Raw genomic sequence first — 16,261 nt, 5'->3', positions numbered from 1 at the left:
TAGAGCTAGTTGATGGAACCTGGGTTAATCTGCCATTCAACCCCTAAGCGACGCTCTAGATTCTGGTACCAGTCCAGGAAGGTTTCGTTGACTTCCTGACGCGCAATGCCCAGCGGTCCGCTCTTCGTCGGATCGGCATTGAACCGTTCCTGCAACTCCTGCTCCGAGGGTGCAAACTCGAGGACTCGCGTCACGTAGTAAGCGGATTGCGGCTGGTTGGGGGCGACGAATGGCTGCCCCACTTTAGCACTAAACACCGCTCGCATAAACTCCGTACCCACCGTGTCCAAAGTTGGCACGTTGGAGGGCATGATGTATTCATTGAAGCGGGTCATCCAAGTAAACGGAGCCGTTTGCACGACCAAGGCTTGCTCGTTGGTATCGAGGGCCGCTTGCCAGGCGGATTCGCCTGTCGTTACCTTCTTCGCTAACACGCTTGCAGCAGCACTTGCCAGCACTCGAGCCTGCTGACGCTTCCACGCATCAACGACCTCGTCGCGCACTTCCGGCAATTCCGGAGCATAGGGTAGTCGCTCCGCGGTCTTCCAGGAAATGAACTGCAGGAAATCAAAATTCCCCCCAGTCATCAGTGCTTGCTGATCGTAATAAATGCTTTGCACGGGGCGGAAAAGCTCGAGCAACTGCGGTGTCATCAAATTTTCGGCGACCGTTCCCGACAGCCCATCGCCATTGACGGGACCGCCACCGAACTGCGTCTGCGAAAGAGTGGTGATATCCACCATGCCGGTTTCCACATACTTCAGCCCTAATTCCGTAGCAATCTTCTTGATGTCAGGCCGCGCGGGCGGTGTCCGGGACTCTTCTTCATCCTTGTCCGCCAGCTCATCGTTATTGCTGAACGCTTCGTACTGACGATAGGCAGCGTAGTAAGGATTCATGTGCTTGTTGACAAGCTCTTCCAACGCCTGCTGCATCGCTGGACTAGCGGCGTCGCGGGCAAGGGACTCCAAAATTTCTTCGCGAGCCTCTTCAAAAGTTTGATCTCGCATGGCGGGAGCAGCCTCTTCGGCTGCTGCTTCAGCATCTGCAGCCAGCCCCGGTGCGTTGGGATCCGCTTCACTCGGCGAGGCCACCTCTGCCGCAGCAGCTTCGGTAGACGCATCTTCAGGGGTCTCCGCTGGCTCGTCGGCAGCTCCGGGCGTCTGTGGAGCTTCAGCCTCAGCGGGTGCCTTATCGGCGGCCGGGGCTGCCTCCTCAGTTGCGTTGGCTGGCTCCGAGGCCTCCGCAGCTTCAGCGGCAGCGTTGGCAGCGTCTTGGCCCAACTGGGGCGGCTGAACAACAGGCGGCGGTAGATCGCTGCCCGGCGCCGTTTCCGATTGGACGAAGTTCACCAACCGCACCGCCGTGCCTCGCGTCCCAGCACGACTCTGCTCATCGCTCGCCGGCGTCTCAGCTGCTGGGGTTTCAGTGGACTGAGTTTCAGCGGCTGGAGCCTCTACTGCCGACGGCTCTTCCGCAGCTGGCTGGCTGGGCGTGGCCGCTTCCTCAGCGGTGGTGGCCTCGGTCGCTGGCGTCTCGGCTGCAGGTGCTTCCGCGGTACCTGCGTCACCTTCATCCTCAGTAACGGGAACCTGCAATCGTCCCATCAGCTTTCGCTGTTCGTATTCCTCTCGCAACTGCTCTTCGGTGATGTCGGCCTTGGCGCGCTCAGTCCATTCCGTGAGATTCGCTTCAACGTACTCAACGTTGGCTTGATAGCGTCGCACGAAGCCGGGGTTGGGCGAGGTGGGATCGGGAGCAGACTGCGATCCGGCTTGATAAATGGTTTGAATTTCCGCTTCCGTAGGCTCACCAGTTACCTGGCTGATGTACTGATCCACGAAGACCGGGAAAGCTTCGACCTTGGCAGTCTGATTCAGTTTTTCAAAATCACGGAAGGTTTTGCCAGGAGGTTGGGCGTAGATTCCAGCCCGCGCAATTTGCCCGACCACCAGTGCCGAGAGCTCACGCTTGAGCATTTCACGAAGATCAAAATTGCTCAGTCGGCCACTGGTCGACTCCTGCAAAATCTCCGCCAAACGCTTGTTGGTTATTTTCCGATCGCAAAACAAACGGATAAATTCGTCGATCGAATCGTCGCTGAAGGTAATCCCCAATCGCTCGGCTTCCGTAGCCAGAATGCGACCGCGACAAATATCGAGCTGATTGGTGCTCGACTGGATGCCGAGGCCGACAATTTGGCGGGTTTGCGGATCGTACTCAAATCCGGGAACCTGCGGAACGCCTCCGGCAGCGACGACCTCTTCGGCCAGGCTGTTGAGGAAACGGACCAAATTGCCATGTTTTTGCGTGTTATGGTTGAGATCGGCTACCGTAATCAGTCCGCCCTCCCACTTCACGACGACTGCTTCATCTCCCGTCGCACCGCGGAAGGCTTGAGATGCGGTCTCAATGGCAGGGGCCACGACGAAAGCCAGCAACGAGAGCAGGACAAGGCCTGCCATCCAGAACGTTTGGTTTTTGCGGAAGATTGCAAAAGGGGTAGACATCCAGTAGTTTCCTAACTTACAGCCGTTTCATGGTAGTTGATTCTGTCGTACTTGCCGTACGCATTTTGCATTGTTTGACAATTGATCCACCCGTAGGGATTGGTGGATGAAAGCAGCCCCAAACAATCGGAAAGATGCCGCCTCAGACATGGGTTCCTTCAGGCAATCACACTTTTGTCGTGCATCCTCTTCTAGTGGCCTCCCCACCGGGGGACAGCCCAGCTCGCGTGGTTGTGGGACACATTTATATCCCCAACACGCAAACATCCCCCAGCATGCGAGCGCCGGGCAGAAGGAGGCAGTACTAAGTGTCTACGCCTGCAGAACCACACAGGATAGCAAGGTTTTCCGTTTTTGCAGATACGAGGTTGCTAGGAACTGAGAAAACTGGCAGGCGGACAAGCGTCCTAAACCACCTAAACCTCCACCTCATCCAGCTAGGCGACTTTCCAACCCCGCTTTACTAGGTAGGACCTCTGTGTTTACAGTGCACTAGTTGCCGTTAGACCTCGAACAGTCCAAACAGCCCACCCAAAATAGCCGCAAGTCTGACTTTCGACAAATCCCATAGAAGTATTAAGCGATCCATGAGCAAAGCCAAATCACTTGTAATTGTCGAATCTCCGGCTAAAGCCCGCACCATCTCCAAATTTCTGGGAGCGGACTACGTCGTCGAAGCTAGTATCGGGCACATTCGGGATCTGCCCAAGGGCAGCAAAGAGCTGCCGGAACAGTACAAGAAAGAGTCTTGGGCCTACCTGGGGGTCAATGTAGACGACGATTTTCAACCCGTCTACATCGTGCCGGCCGACAAAAAGAAACATGTCACCAAGCTGAAGCAGCAGTTAAAAGAGTGCGACGCTCTCTATCTGGCGACGGACGAAGACCGCGAGGGGGAGGCCATCTCGTGGCACTTGCACGAAGTCCTTAAGCCCAAGGTTCCGGTCCACCGCCTCGTCTTCCACGAAATCACCAAGGAAGCGATTCAAAACGCCCTCTCGAATCCTCGGCAAATCGACGAAGCCTTAGTACGGGCTCAGGAGACGCGACGCATCCTAGACCGTCTTTTCGGTTACGACGTGTCGCAACTACTCTGGAAAAAAGTCGGCCCCAAGCTCTCCGCCGGGCGGGTGCAAAGCGTGGCCGTGCGTGTCATCGTGGAACGGGAACGGGACCGCATGGCGTTTCATAGCGCCACGTATTCCGACCTGCTTGCCACTCTGACGGCGGCTGCCAATGCACAATTCGATGCGGGGATGGTCAGCTACGAGGGACGGCGTTTGCCCAGCGGCAAGGACTTTGACGCGGCAACCGGGAAAATCAAGGATCCCTCCCTGCTCTTGATGAATGAGCAGCAGGCTAGCGAGCTGGCTGCCAAACTCAAGGAAGCCACATTCAATGTCGCTTCGGTCGAGGAGAAACCCTTTCGAGAGAAACCCAAGCCCCCGTTTACCACCAGTACACTGCAGCAGGAGGCCAACCGCAAGTTCGGCTTTACAGCCCGGCGGACGATGCAGGTCGCACAGAGCTTGTACGAAAATGGTTACATTACCTACATGCGTACCGATTCGACGACGCTGTCGAAGGAAGCGGTCAAGGCCTCCCGCGACTTGGTGCTGCAGGAGTATGGAGCCGACTTCCTACACCCCGACGAACGCACCTACTCGACCAAGGTCAAAAATGCTCAGGAGGCTCACGAGGCGATTCGCCCCGCAGGTGCTCCCTTCCAACTACCCCAGAACCTACGCAGCAAACTCAGCGACGAGCAATTCCGTCTGTTCGATCTGATTTGGAAGCGCACCATCGCGTGCCAAATGTCCGATGCGCGCAAGAAGCGGATGACCGTTACGGTGGAGGCAGCCGGAGCACTATTTCAAGCCTCCGGTACGACCATTGAATTCGAAGGCTTCCTTCGAGCCTACGTGGAGGGCAGCGATAATCCCGCCGACGCCATCGCGCAACAGGAGGTCCTCTTGCCGCCGATGGTTCAAGGGCAGGTCCTGGAGTGCAAAGCCCTGACGGCCAAATCGCACACGACCCAGCCGCCGGCGCGCTTCACGGAAGCCTCCCTAACCCGCACGCTGGAAGAGAAGGGGATTGGCCGCCCCAGTACGTACGCCTCAATCATCGACACCATCCAACAGCGAGACTACGTATTTAAGAAAGGCAACGCGTTGGTCCCAAGCTGGACCGCCTTCTCCGTCATACGACTGCTCGAAGAGCACTTGGGCACGCTGGTGAACTACGACTTCACCGCCCAAATGGAAGATTACCTGGATGAGATCAGCCGCAATGAAAAGGGCTTTCTCGAGTACTTGCAAAACTTCTACTTTGGCGATGCCGCGGAACGACTGCTCGCAGCAGCCGAAGCCGAAGCTGGCACCGAGGGAACGGCGGTTCGGCAACCCGGTGCCCCAGCCCCAACGGGACTTCGGCCGCTTTTGGCATCCAAGGTCCAAGAGATCGACCCACGCGTCACCAGCCGCTTTTCGCTGGGCGCTCCCGAAGAGGGAGAATTTAAAGAGGAAGTCTTTGTTCGCGTCGGCCGCTACGGTCCATTCGTCGAGCAGGGAGAACGCAAAGCAAGCCTGCCAGACATGCTGCCCCCGGACGAAGTCTCACTCACCAAAGCACTCGAACTGCTGGCCGATGCTGCCAAGGGCGACGAGCCACTGGGCCACTGCCCCGACACCGGCAAGCCTGTCTTCATTAAAACGGGACGGTTTGGCCCCTACGTTCAATTGGGACATCCCGATGAAGAGGAGAAACCGAAGAACGCGGGACTGATGAAGGGGATGCAGGTCGAAGACGTCACGCTCGACGTGGCACTCAAACTCCTCTCCCTGCCTCGAAACCTGGGCCCCCATCCCGAATCCCAAGAAGACGTGGTGGCCAGCAACGGACGCTTTGGCCCCTACGTCAAATGCGGAACCGAAACGCGCAGCCTGCCTGCCGAGGTATCTCCCATGGATGTTTCGCTAGAGCAGGCGTTGGCGCTCTTGGCCCAGCCTAAGGCAGCTGGACGCGGACGCGGTGCTAAGAAGGAACCGATCAAGACATTCGATCCCTCTCCAGTCACCTCCGCGCCAGTGCAACTGCTCGAAGGCCGCTATGGTCCCTATGTTACCGATGGCGAGACCAACGCGAGTCTCCCACGCGACATGAAGCAGGAAGACTTAACATTCGAGCAAGCCCTTGACTTGCTTGCAGTCCGCGCCGCTGCCGGCGGTAGCAAGAAGAAGAAAAAGGCGAAGAAGGCTCCCGCCAAAAAGAAAGCTGCCAAAAAAACGACGAAGAAGGCTGCTAAAAAAGCGCCTGCGAAAAAGAAAGCTGCCAAGAAAAAGGCCAGCAAGAAAAAGGCGTCCCCTGCAGCCAGCGATGTGGCGGCAGAGGAATCATGACGCAACGCATGCCAGCCTGGCGGTGCAACCTTGCGTTAAATGAGCTTTCATCCAACGACGCGGTGGAAGGCGCCCGAGCTGTGCCGCTCAAGGCACGCCTGGGTCAATCGCACTCCAGACCGGCAGCAAGCGTGTCGAAGTAACGGGCTCCGGCATGCTTGCACGGCCCCTCCGCAGCGCGTCGATGGCAATCAGAATAGGGAGCAGGGGAACCGACTTAGCCTCAGCAATCGCCTAACGAATCCCTCTGGTAGTGTCAAGCGTTTTCGCAATTCAGTTCTCCACCGCGCAAAACTTGCCTGAAGATTTTTCTCTCTTGACTAGCTTTCCATGTCAGATATTTCTTAGAATGCGATGCATAGGAGAGCGATGGTGGATAACCGCCGCTCTCCTGCAACTTGCAGTCATAGCATCGCGTCCTGTGTAAGGGGAAGCGAAATCTGCTCTGCAACTCGTCGACCCAAGATCGTCGATCGGCCTACAACTTGGAGAAGTTATGGCAAGCACGCTTCCGCAGCCCCTTGGACGCGCCCCAATTCAAAGTCAATCGTCAGCGAATCGCGGTGGACCGCGAATCCTGCCAGCAGCAGTCGTCCTTCAACGCACTGCCGCGCTCAAAGAGATCGTCAGCTACCAATCCATTGACGATGCCCAACGCAAGAAACTCGTCGACGCCATCGGACAGCGCGTGCTGTCGAGCTCTCGCGTCATGCAATCGAACAACTTCGTCATGGCAGGCTCAGCCGATCTTCAGACCATGGCCGAGCAATACGACCAATACTTTTATGGCGGCCACTGCCTAGCCCTGGCTCGCCACTACGGAATTCAATTTCGTTGGTCCAAGCGGATGACCAGTACCGGCGGGAAGACGGTGCGTACAATCTACACCGATCGTCAAACGCAAAAGCAACAGACACGCTACGAAATCGTGCTTTCCGCCACGCTCCTGTTCCAGACCTTCAGCGATCTGAAACGCTCGATCCGAGTGACCGGCATCCTATGCACCAACCGCCTTCAAGCCATGCAACGGATCATGGAACACGAGCTGATCCACCTAGTGGAGATGCTCGTGTGGGAAGACAGCTGCTGCGCGGCCCCTCGCTTCCAGTCGATTGCCCAACGCCTGTTCGGCCATACTGAGCACAAGCACGACCTCATCACCCAGCAAGAGCGCGCCGCCCGAAAGTTCAATATACGGGTCGGCTCCCGCGTCGGCTTCAAACATGAAGGGGAACACTATATCGGTACGGTGAACCGGATCACCCGCCGAGCCACCGTGCTCGTGGCCCACCCAACTGGGCAACTCTACGACGACGGACAGAGATATCGCAAGTTCTACGTGCCGCTAAGTCACCTGCAACCGGCTCACTAAACAAAGCGGCTTCACTCGCGGACTTAATGAAACAGATCAGCCAACTGGGGCGATTGCAACATCAGGTCTGCATTGCGCTCCGCCAAAGCGGTAATGGTTAGGAGCGGATTGCAGGCAATCGAGGTAGGTAGGATCGCCCCGTCGCAGACATACAGCCCCGTGTGGACGCGGTGCGTTCCAGTGGCGGGATCGATGTCTCCGCCATGGGCTGCATCGAAGACCTGCCCTTGATGATTGACGACCCCACTGTGCGGCGTATCGGCCATGGCACAGCCGCCCAAGGGGTGCACCGAGATCATGCGATCTCCAAAGAGTCGTAGAAAATGGTACTGCCCACCATGCGCTGCCGCCAATCTCTTGAATTCTCCGCGAATGAGCTTTCGGTAGTCGCTCTCAAGCAAGCCGGGCCAATGCACTTCGGCATAGCCCTGGTCATCCAGTTGGATGCGGCCTGCCGCACCATCGTGCCCCATGCCTAGCAGAATGCGCGTGTCATCGAGATTGAGATCGCGCATGAGTAGGCTAGCAATATTGGCATAGGAACGCGCTGCGGCCCCCTCTTGAATCAGCACGCGGCCGGCCAAACTGCGGTGGGGATAGGTTAAATTGGTTTCGATGATCGGCCCAACCGGTTCCCCTGTGTCGGGATAGGCGCTGAACCCCGCGATGTTGGCCGCAGGCTGGCCGTTGCGGATGAAGCCCAACGCATCCCCATTCCCCGTCCACCTGCAGCCGAGTTGATCGGTAAGCTGCAGCTGGTGGCTTTGGGACCGCAAGAGAATCTCGCTACTTCCCAAGCTACCAGCGCTCAACACGACCACTCGCGCCGTCGTCATACCGTGTTGTTGGCAGAGTGCTCCCTGCCCATCGTGCGCATGGTGCGTAAAGTAGATGCGGTAGTAATCCCCACACTTTTCCAGCCGATGCACTTCGGTCTGCGTGAAGATCTCGCAACCCGCCCGACGCGCCAGTGGCAGGTAATTGTTTGCCAGGGTATTCTTGGCCCCGACATTGCATCCCGTCAAACAATCGCCGCAATCGGTACAACCACGCTGTCGCATTCCCTGACGATTGAGCACCGGTAATTCGGCGGAAGCGCGTTGGATTGCCAAGCGGGCCGGCTCAAAGTGCGCGCCGCTGGCAGCGAGCCTCTCCACCGCCATCCGCTGCGCTCTCATCTTGGCCGTATGATCCCACGGTTCACGCTCTACGCCCAATTCAAACTCAGCCAGCTCGTAGTAGGGATCGAGAACCTCACGACTGCGCAGAGGTACTGGCCAAGCGGCTTGGCAGAAGACGTCCCGGTTGGGCCTGTAGGCCACGCTGGCGTTGATGAGAGACCCACCGCCGAGTCCGCTGCCGCTCAGAACCGCAATTTCTTGAAACCGCTGAACATTGAACAAGCCCAATGGATTCTCAAGCTGCCCCTGCTTGAGCCCAGTCGGCTTAAGGCGTGCAGCATCGAGCAGGTCGGGGAACCGGTCCGGAAAGGTCCCGGGAACCCACTCCCGGCCTCGTTCGACCACCGCCATGCGCTGCCCTGGGCGCAGGCGCGGAGCGAGGCGAGCGGCGGTCACTGCCGCACCGTACCCAGATCCGATAACCAACACTTCAAACTGCCAGGGCACTCCACGAGCAATGGGTCTGAGCAACTGCTGAGACGGAGAGGCGAGGCTGCCACCCAACGGTAGCATATTGGCTCGATAGTCTTCAATTGCTTTCTGCTTGAGAATCGATGGACCGCTTTGCCGGCGTCCCAGAAAATCACGCAGAGCCCCACCAACGGGCGCAGCAGAAACGACCGAGCCACCCGAGCCGACTACCGCCGCCGCCCCCAACTTCACCGCGCTGCGACGCGTGAGCTCCGAGCGTTTTCGCTCAAGACCGAACGCAGCCGTCGAGTTCTTCAGGGGGCGTGGACGCATCATATCCTCAAATTGCGGAAGGGGCGATTGAACCGCGAGTGCCCCCTTGCTTGCAAGTCCATTGGAACCTGTGTCAACCACAATGACGGAGGGAGTTGAGACGCTCGAATTCTCAGTCACAGCCGTCGATGGCGCAAAGTGGGTACCTCCGCTATATCGACCCACCGTCCCCCTCCAAACCCGTTTTCTAGGATTGATTGGTTCAAATTCAACAATCGTCAAACTCGACCACCAATCAAGCTACTGAGGTTGGTGCTAAATGCAGTTGGCATTTCGTTTGCAGCTAGGCGAGGGGCGAATCGATTTCCGACGTGTTGTCAGCCCCTTTTCGGAGACTCCTTCAGAAAGCCAACGAAGTGAAGCGACCACGTGCGAGAGGTCAGTTTTCGCCTGCCATTCGCGTTAGTGCTTGCTGGATTCCCCGATCGCTCGTTTGTAGTTAGAGAGATACAACCTATGTCTAGCAATGAACCGACTTCGACTCCGCTGCTGCGTGCCAATACTTGTGTCGCACTTTGCAGCGCGTGTTGCATTTTGCTGCTTGCGATTACCGCAGTCCATCTGTTCCCGTCCCTCGCACCGTCGCAGCCATCTTCCTGGGGAGCTCAAATACCAGCCTCCATTGCGTTGAGCAGCACGCGTACTGGCGTGGGCTCCCTAACTGCGAACTTTCACGCCTCGTCAGAAAGAGAACAACGAATCTTGAGCTTCCTAGCTCAACCGGATAATTCCTCCTGGGCAGGCTGGACCCTGGGAGATCTCGAGGCCTACCTGTCCGAACAAATTCCTGTCTTCGTCGCTATTACTGAACTCCAACTCCAGGGAATCGACATGCAGACTCCACTGGACTCCACGTATCTCCCCGACAGCTCAATAGGCACGCGCTTACAACTGGTGCTCGAACCACTAGAGTTGACCTTTGAACTGCGACCAGAATGCCTCGCACTGACGACTCGAGATGCAACGGAGTTATCTCAATTAGTTCGCATCTATGACGTCGCTCCCATAGTGCGTTGGCGTCCCACAGGAGGCTTGCCGACACTCGATGACGAGTACCAAAACTCGTATGCTTCCTTGCTAGAGGTCCTAACCAAATGCATCCACACGAATGATTGGATTGAGAGTGGTGGCACAAATTCGCTCACCCCGCTGGTGACTCAGCAGCGGGCATTGCTGGTCGTATTAGCCCCTACCCGCACTCAGTTGGAAGTGGCTGCGTTGTTGGATATTTTGAACCGTAGTCAAGGCAACCCTCTGCGGCACTTCGGGATGGTGCAGAACGCGATGGCGGAATTGCAGGCACCGCCGGCCAAAATACAATCCTACAGCAGTGGCTGCGGTTTCCCATTGACACCCTAGCTGTCCCACCCATCCTAATAAGGTCTGTTGATTGATTCGGCTTGCGCATTCTTGCGAGCGAAACGCATCAGACCGCGAACGGCGAGTCCTGCCGTACCCGAACGGCTGCCAAACTCGCCAGCATCCCCTCACCGCCCGGCTTAGGCCAACTCTTCGAAGCGTCCCGCCTCGCGGTTCTTCCTGACATTGAGCCCCGAAAAAACGCGGCCATTCATGGCGATGTAGACCCCTGGCGGTTGGCTCCAAAGCGCTCCAACTGCGCAGCCAATATTGAATTCCGCATCCGACACTTGAAACCGGGCTGGAGTCATGGAGCCGGTCAGCACAATGACTTTGTCAGGTATGCCGCCGAGGGCGCAGGCCGTTTCAGGCATGGTGTCGGTACCGTGCGTCAACAGCACATAGCGCCCTGAACAAGCTTCGATGCGTTGCCGAATCAACGCGCGATCCTCCACCTGCATCTCCAAGCTGTCCTTGCGGAACAGCGACTCGATGGAGTAGGCAAAGGTGACATTGGCGGTACGGAAGATCGTCGCGATCTGCGGCTCGCCCACTTCGTACTCACTCTTCGCGTCGAAATAGACCTTGTCGATCGTTCCCCCACAGGAAAAGATCTGAACATGAATTTCCTCAGCAGGTCGCGACATGATTCCTCAAGCTGGTAGATAACACGGCGACCTAAGGCAGCGTGGTTCCGCGGCGTTTGGTGAGTTCGCGCATTGCAAACTCGAAATAGGGAAACGGCACGCGTGGATTGCGCTCCCGCGCCCACGTGAAGACCATATTGACCATCGCTCGCGGAATGCGTCCCTCGTCGACATATTGCACGACGGTTTTGACAAACTTGAGTTGAGCTGGGGTTACCGCTCGCAATCCGTAGTGCAATTGGTCTTCGAGGCTCGCCGCATGAGAATTGCTTTGGCGTTCCGCTCCGTTGCTACCACGCCCCTGCTGTGCATGGGACACTCGAGCGCTGACAAAGCCGACGATGGTAGCCAGAGCGACTTTGAGCCAAATTCTTCTGGCATACATACGTGGATTCTCCCTGGTACGGAACGTGGGTGTTCAAAGCGTGGGTTATGATTAGAGTGAGTCTGACTGCTCCCTAGAGCAAGTAGCAAGATAATGCCCCAGACGTCAACACCAGAAATGAGCACCATGACTGACTTTGCTGGTCGCCGCAAACGACTCCAAGCCTCCTTGCGCGAGCGTGGCGCCGAGGCAATGCTGGTTACTCACGCGACGAACGTTACGTATCTCACTGGTTTTACCGGTGACGATAGCTACCTACTGCTCAGCCCCCAGGGGGCACTGCTCCTCAGCGACCCGCGTTACGACCAGCAAATCGGGGAGGAGTGCCCAGGACTGGAAGCACTCATCCGCAAGCCGACGGAACTGCTGCTAAAGGTAACCTGTGCCACCCTGCGGAAACTTTCGCTACCGAATTTATTGATCGAGGGTGAGCATGTCTCGGTCAACCTTTTTGACCATTTGCAAGCAGAATCTGGCATCCCGGAGTTGATCAAGGGGCATGGACAGGTCGAAGCCTTGAGAATGCTTAAGGATGCGACCGAAATTGCGTTGCTACGCCGCGCGGTCTCGATTGCCGAACGCGCCTTCACCTCGATCCGAGCTCAGCTAAGCGGCAAGCAGACCGAGCGTGAGCTCGCCCATGAACTCGACCGCTTGGTGAGGAAGATGGGGGGCAGCGGCTGTAGTTTCAAGCCGATTGTAGCCGTCGGGGCCCGCGCTGCCCTCCCGCATGCGGTCCCCGGGGAAAGCACCCTCGACTCTAGCCCCTTTGTGCTAATTGACTGGGGAGCCACGCTGGGGGGATACCGTAGCGACTTGACGCGTGTACTAGTGACTAGTAAAATCCCCGCCAAATTTGCACGTATTTACGAGACGGTTTTGACAGCCCAGCAAGCAGCCATCGACGCGTTGCGGCCCGGAGTTTTGGTCAGCGAAATCGATCGAATTGCACGCGAATCGATTGCTTCGGCCGGCATGGGGAAGCGTTTCACGCACGGACTGGGGCATGGAATCGGCCTCGACATCCACGAAGCGCCTCGGCTCGGCAAGAACGAAGATAGGCCACTGGAAAGTGGTATGGTCGTCACCGTCGAGCCTGGGGTGTATTATCCAGGCTTTGGTGGTGTGCGTATCGAAGATGATGTGCTGATCACCGACCGCGGCTGTGAGGTCCTGAGCTCGCTTCCACGCGAGTTAGAGGCCAACCAAGTCGAGTTGTTAGATGGACCGTAGACCGTATCCCCAGCGGAACTGCTTGGGGCACGACGACCGCCAACTGTTACTGAATTACGCGAGAGCTTAGGAATATTCATGGCTAAAGAGGCTGGCAAAAACTCGTCCGACGGCGACGTGTTTGATCTCGCGAGAATCCGCGAATTGATCGATCTAATGGAAGAACGCGGGCTCAGCGAAGTGGACTTGCGCCAGGGTGAGCAACAGGTTCGCTTGGCGCGGGGCGTTGCGCAACCCGTGGCCCTGCCAGCTGCGAGCTTGCCCCCCGTGGCGGCCGCACCCGCCACTCCACCATCGGCGGCGGCCGATGCTGAGCACATCAAAATCATCGCCTCTCCCATGGTCGGGACCTTCTACACCAAAGCCAATCCAAAGAGTCCAGACTTTGTAACCGTAGGCTCCAGCGTCTCGGCGGATACGGTTGTCTGTATTGTCGAAGCGATGAAGGTTTTCAACGAAATTCCAGCTGAGATCAGTGGGAAGATCGTTGAAATTTTAGCCAGTAACGAAGAGGCGGTCGATTTTGGCCGGCCCCTGTTCAAGGTCGACACCCGCGGGTAATCTCACACGGCATGTACAACCGCATTCTAATCGCAAATCGTGGCGAAATTGCTCTTCGCATTGTTCGCGCATGTAAAGAAATGGGAGTCGAATCCGTTGCTGTATTCAGCGAGGCGGATCGCGACTCGGCTCACGTGCGCTACGCGGACGACGCCTATTGCATCGGCCCCAGCCGCTCTGCCGATAGCTACCTGCGCATCGAAAATATCATCAGCGCTGCGGAAGTCAGTGGGGCGGAAGCCATCCACCCCGGCTATGGCTTCTTAGCCGAAAACGCGTACTTCAATGAAGTCTGCCGCAGTAGCGAATTTGACTTCATCGGCCCCTCGCCCGAGGCCATGACTCAGCTTGGGGACAAGGCTACCGCCCGCGCCGTCGCCATCGCGGCCAACGTGCCAGTCGTCCCCGGTAGCGATGGACTGCTCGCCGATGAAGCGCATGCCATTGAGAGCGCCCAAACCATTGGATACCCGGTCCTGATCAAAGCCACCGCCGGTGGCGGTGGCAAGGGAATGCGGGTCGCTCCCAATGAACAATCGCTGCGGACTGCCCTCCAGCAAGCTCAGCAAGAAGCCCAAGCGGCCTTTGGCAATGCAGGCGTCTATCTCGAGAAGTTTATCGACCGCCCCCGCCACGTCGAAGTCCAGGTCATCGCCGACAACCACGGCAACGTCTGCCACCTGTTCGAACGCGATTGCTCTGCCCAACGGCGTCACCAAAAACTGATCGAGGAAAGCCCGTCGCCCCTGCTGTCGTCCAAAACCAGAACGGCAATCTGTGAAGCGGCTGCTCGCTTGGTTCGCAACGCGGACTACCAAAATGCAGGCACCGTCGAGTTCATCGTCGACCAAGACGACAATTTCTACTTCATCGAAGTCAATGCCCGCATCCAAGTCGAACACCCAGTGACCGAAATGGTTACCGGCATCGACCTCATCCAAACCCAGATTCGCGTGGCCGCAGGCGTTCCACTCCCCTTCCAACAGGAAGACATCCGACTTAACGGCGTGTCGATGGAGTGCCGCATCAATGCCGAAAACCCAGATAAGAACTTCCAACCCTGCCCCGGACATATCAAGCAGATGTTCATCCCAGGTGGACTCGGAATTCGCTTCGATTCCCATGCCCACGCCGGTTACACCGTCCCTCCGTTTTATGACTCCATGATCGGCAAGCTGATCGTGCATAAACCCACGCGAGAAGAGGCCATTGCCTGCATGATTCGTGGCCTGGAAGAGCTGCGAGTCGAAGGGATTGCGACCACGGCATCCTTCCAAATCCGAGTACTGAAGGATCCTGCTTTCGTGGCGGGAACCATTGACACCAAATGGGTTGAACGTGAACTACTCTGCTCGTAATTAGGCACACCACCATGTCCGGCTCTGAAATCAAAAAAGTTGCCATGCTGTTCGCCGGTGGGCCCGCGCCTGCCGCCAATGCGGTCATCGGCACAGCCGCCTTTTCTTTCCTGAACGCTGGTATCGAAGTTGTCGGCATCAAGCACGGCTACTCGAATCTGATCGATTTCGATCCCAACCAGCCCTTGGTGGAAGGTCGCGACTACATCAACATCACCCAGGCAGACTTGGCGCAGTGCCGAACGTCTCAAGGGATCATCATCGGTACCGCGCGCAGCAACCCCGGTAAAGGTGTCTCAGCGGTCGAGCATTTGACCGACCCCGTCAAGAGCGCGCCACTTTCGCGAGTCTACAACGCGCTGCAGTCCATCGGTGTCGACGCGCTCATCTCCATCGGTGGAGATGACACGCTGAAAACCGCCAACAAAATGAAACTCTACCAGGATACGCTCCCCGCCAGTGCCAAGCGGATGCCCGTTGTCCACCTGCCCAAGACCATTGACAACGATTACATGGGGATTGATTTCACCTTCGGCTATTTTACCGCCGCCGAATTCTTGGCTACCGAGATGCGAAATCTCAACTATGACGCAGCCGCTGGCCGAGCCTATTTCGTGTGCGAAGCCATGGGACGCAGCGCCGGCTGGCTCGCCTATGGAGCCGCAATCGCTGGCGAAGCCTGTATGGTCCTTAGCGTCGAGGATGTCGTCGGCGAAGTGCGCGGCGAAGAAACGATCACCGAAGCCGATGGTACGCAAAACACCCGCACCATCATGCACATGGAGAAGATCGTCGACCGCATCGTCAAGATGATGCTGATCCGTGAGAAACAAGATCTCCCCTACGGCGTGCTGGTCATAGCAGAAGGGCTTGCCGAATACTTGCCACACAAGTACTTGGCCGGCATCGCTCGCGACGATCACGGACACATCGCCGTCGCTTCGGCCAACATCGGCAAAATGCTTGCCGAAGAGGTCGCCAAGGCCTACAAGGCGAAGACCGGCCGCAACCGCAAGGTCAACGGCCTGCAACTCGGCTACGAAAGCCGTTGTGCCCAACCCCATGCCTTCGACGTAATGCTCGGATCGCAAATCGGTGTCGGTGCCTACCGAGCTCTCATCGAAGAAAAGCTAAATGGTGTGATGATTTCCGTCGGCGGGCAGTTTAACCTAAGCTTCGTCCCTTTCGAAACACTCGTTGACCCCGAGACGCTGGTCACCAAAGTGCGTTATATCGAAATCGGCAGCGATTTCCACCGCCTAGCGCGCTTCATCGAAACTCCCGTCCCAGACTAGCCCCTACACCCACCCTTCTTTGATACGGGACCGTAGTTAAAGCCCCCACCACCGCTAGAAATCGCAACCCGCCGCGAGACGGCCTGTTGGAATAGTAACCCACCGCGTGACGGTCTGTCGAAATAGTAACCCGCCGCGTCAGCAAGGATAGGTGGTCGCCACTACAGGGCGATTAGGGACGCTACCTTCACGCTAAAACTCAAGACGCGATTAAA

The 16,261-nt window shown here is 57.3% G+C and carries 11 protein-coding genes; 7 read left to right on the top strand and 4 right to left on the bottom strand.

Annotated elements, in window-relative coordinates:
- Positions 1–5 precede the first annotated feature (5 nt).
- Positions 6–2,510: a SurA N-terminal domain-containing protein gene (locus Q31a_RS05815; protein ID WP_145075358.1), complete on the bottom strand. Its 2,505-nt coding sequence runs from the start codon at positions 2,508–2,510 to the stop codon at positions 6–8.
- A 587-nt stretch (positions 2,511–3,097) separates the two neighbouring features.
- On the opposite strand from Q31a_RS05815, the gene topA reads away from it, so the two are divergent.
- Positions 3,098–5,911, top strand: a complete 2,814-nt coding sequence (topA, locus tag Q31a_RS05810) for a type I DNA topoisomerase (protein WP_145075355.1) — start codon at positions 3,098–3,100, stop codon at positions 5,909–5,911.
- A gap of 496 nt (positions 5,912–6,407) precedes the next feature.
- Complete coding sequence (locus Q31a_RS05805) at positions 6,408–7,283, top strand: SprT family zinc-dependent metalloprotease (RefSeq protein WP_145075352.1); 876 nt, start codon at positions 6,408–6,410, stop codon at positions 7,281–7,283.
- A 23-nt stretch (positions 7,284–7,306) separates the two neighbouring features.
- On the opposite strand, the gene Q31a_RS05800 is transcribed toward Q31a_RS05805, so the two are convergent.
- Entirely contained in the window at positions 7,307–9,373 is a 2,067-nt protein-coding gene (locus Q31a_RS05800) for a GMC family oxidoreductase N-terminal domain-containing protein (RefSeq protein ID WP_145075349.1), read from the bottom strand.
- A gap of 291 nt (positions 9,374–9,664) precedes the next feature.
- On the opposite strand from Q31a_RS05800, the gene Q31a_RS05795 reads away from it, so the two are divergent.
- Positions 9,665–10,567: a hypothetical protein gene (locus tag Q31a_RS05795; protein WP_145075346.1), complete on the top strand. Its 903-nt coding sequence runs from the start codon at positions 9,665–9,667 to the stop codon at positions 10,565–10,567.
- Positions 10,568–10,707: 140 nt separating this feature from the next.
- Here Q31a_RS05795 and Q31a_RS05790 read toward each other — a convergent pair whose 3' ends face one another.
- Positions 10,708–11,214 (bottom strand): asparaginase domain-containing protein, encoded by a 507-nt coding sequence (locus tag Q31a_RS05790; protein ID WP_197356257.1) that lies wholly within the window; start codon positions 11,212–11,214, stop codon positions 10,708–10,710.
- A 31-nt stretch (positions 11,215–11,245) separates the two neighbouring features.
- A complete protein-coding gene (locus Q31a_RS05785; RefSeq protein ID WP_145075343.1) occupies positions 11,246–11,599 on the bottom strand; it encodes a hypothetical protein in 354 nt (117 codons plus the stop codon).
- Between the two features lie 126 nt (positions 11,600–11,725).
- On the opposite strand from Q31a_RS05785, the gene Q31a_RS05780 reads away from it, so the two are divergent.
- The 4 genes from Q31a_RS05780 to Q31a_RS05765 all read left to right on the top strand — a co-directional run bounded on the left by Q31a_RS05780 (position 11,726) and on the right by Q31a_RS05765 (position 16,046).
- The gene (locus Q31a_RS05780) at positions 11,726–12,832 is read left to right on the top strand and encodes a M24 family metallopeptidase (RefSeq protein WP_145075340.1); all 1,107 of its coding nucleotides are present in this window, start codon (positions 11,726–11,728) and stop codon (positions 12,830–12,832) included.
- A gap of 78 nt (positions 12,833–12,910) precedes the next feature.
- Complete coding sequence (gene accB / locus Q31a_RS05775; RefSeq protein WP_145075337.1) at positions 12,911–13,393, top strand: acetyl-CoA carboxylase biotin carboxyl carrier protein; 483 nt, start codon at positions 12,911–12,913, stop codon at positions 13,391–13,393.
- Between the two features lie 11 nt (positions 13,394–13,404).
- The gene (gene accC / locus Q31a_RS05770) at positions 13,405–14,751 is read left to right on the top strand and encodes an acetyl-CoA carboxylase biotin carboxylase subunit (protein WP_145075334.1); all 1,347 of its coding nucleotides are present in this window, start codon (positions 13,405–13,407) and stop codon (positions 14,749–14,751) included.
- Positions 14,752–14,765: 14 nt separating this feature from the next.
- Entirely contained in the window at positions 14,766–16,046 is a 1,281-nt protein-coding gene (locus Q31a_RS05765; protein ID WP_145075331.1) for a 6-phosphofructokinase, read from the top strand.
- The last annotated feature ends 215 nt before the right edge of the window (positions 16,047–16,261 follow it).

It is taken from the genome of Aureliella helgolandensis (assembly GCF_007752135.1).
GTDB classification, from domain to species: domain Bacteria; phylum Planctomycetota; class Planctomycetia; order Pirellulales; family Pirellulaceae; genus Aureliella; species Aureliella helgolandensis.
Note: the sequence above shows the minus strand (reverse complement) of the source record. Positions and strands in the feature narration are given on the sequence as shown.

What these genes read in the sequence shown, in the direction of transcription:
- Q31a_RS05815 (WP_145075358.1), bottom strand. Translation starts at nt 2,510, where the DNA reads ATGTCTACCCCTTTTGCAATCTTCCGCAAAAACCAAACGTTCTGGATG.
- topA (WP_145075355.1), top strand. Translation starts at nt 3,098, where the DNA reads ATGAGCAAAGCCAAATCACTTGTAATTGTCGAATCTCCGGCTAAAGCC.
- Q31a_RS05805 (WP_145075352.1), top strand. Translation starts at nt 6,408, where the DNA reads ATGGCAAGCACGCTTCCGCAGCCCCTTGGACGCGCCCCAATTCAAAGT.
- Q31a_RS05795 (WP_145075346.1), top strand. Translation starts at nt 9,665, where the DNA reads ATGTCTAGCAATGAACCGACTTCGACTCCGCTGCTGCGTGCCAATACT.
- Q31a_RS05790 (WP_197356257.1), bottom strand. Translation starts at nt 11,214, where the DNA reads ATGTCGCGACCTGCTGAGGAAATTCATGTTCAGATCTTTTCCTGTGGG.
- Q31a_RS05785 (WP_145075343.1), bottom strand. Translation starts at nt 11,599, where the DNA reads ATGTATGCCAGAAGAATTTGGCTCAAAGTCGCTCTGGCTACCATCGTC.
- Q31a_RS05780 (WP_145075340.1), top strand. Translation starts at nt 11,726, where the DNA reads ATGACTGACTTTGCTGGTCGCCGCAAACGACTCCAAGCCTCCTTGCGC.
- accB (WP_145075337.1), top strand. Translation starts at nt 12,911, where the DNA reads ATGGCTAAAGAGGCTGGCAAAAACTCGTCCGACGGCGACGTGTTTGAT.
- accC (WP_145075334.1), top strand. Translation starts at nt 13,405, where the DNA reads ATGTACAACCGCATTCTAATCGCAAATCGTGGCGAAATTGCTCTTCGC.
- Q31a_RS05765 (WP_145075331.1), top strand. Translation starts at nt 14,766, where the DNA reads ATGTCCGGCTCTGAAATCAAAAAAGTTGCCATGCTGTTCGCCGGTGGG.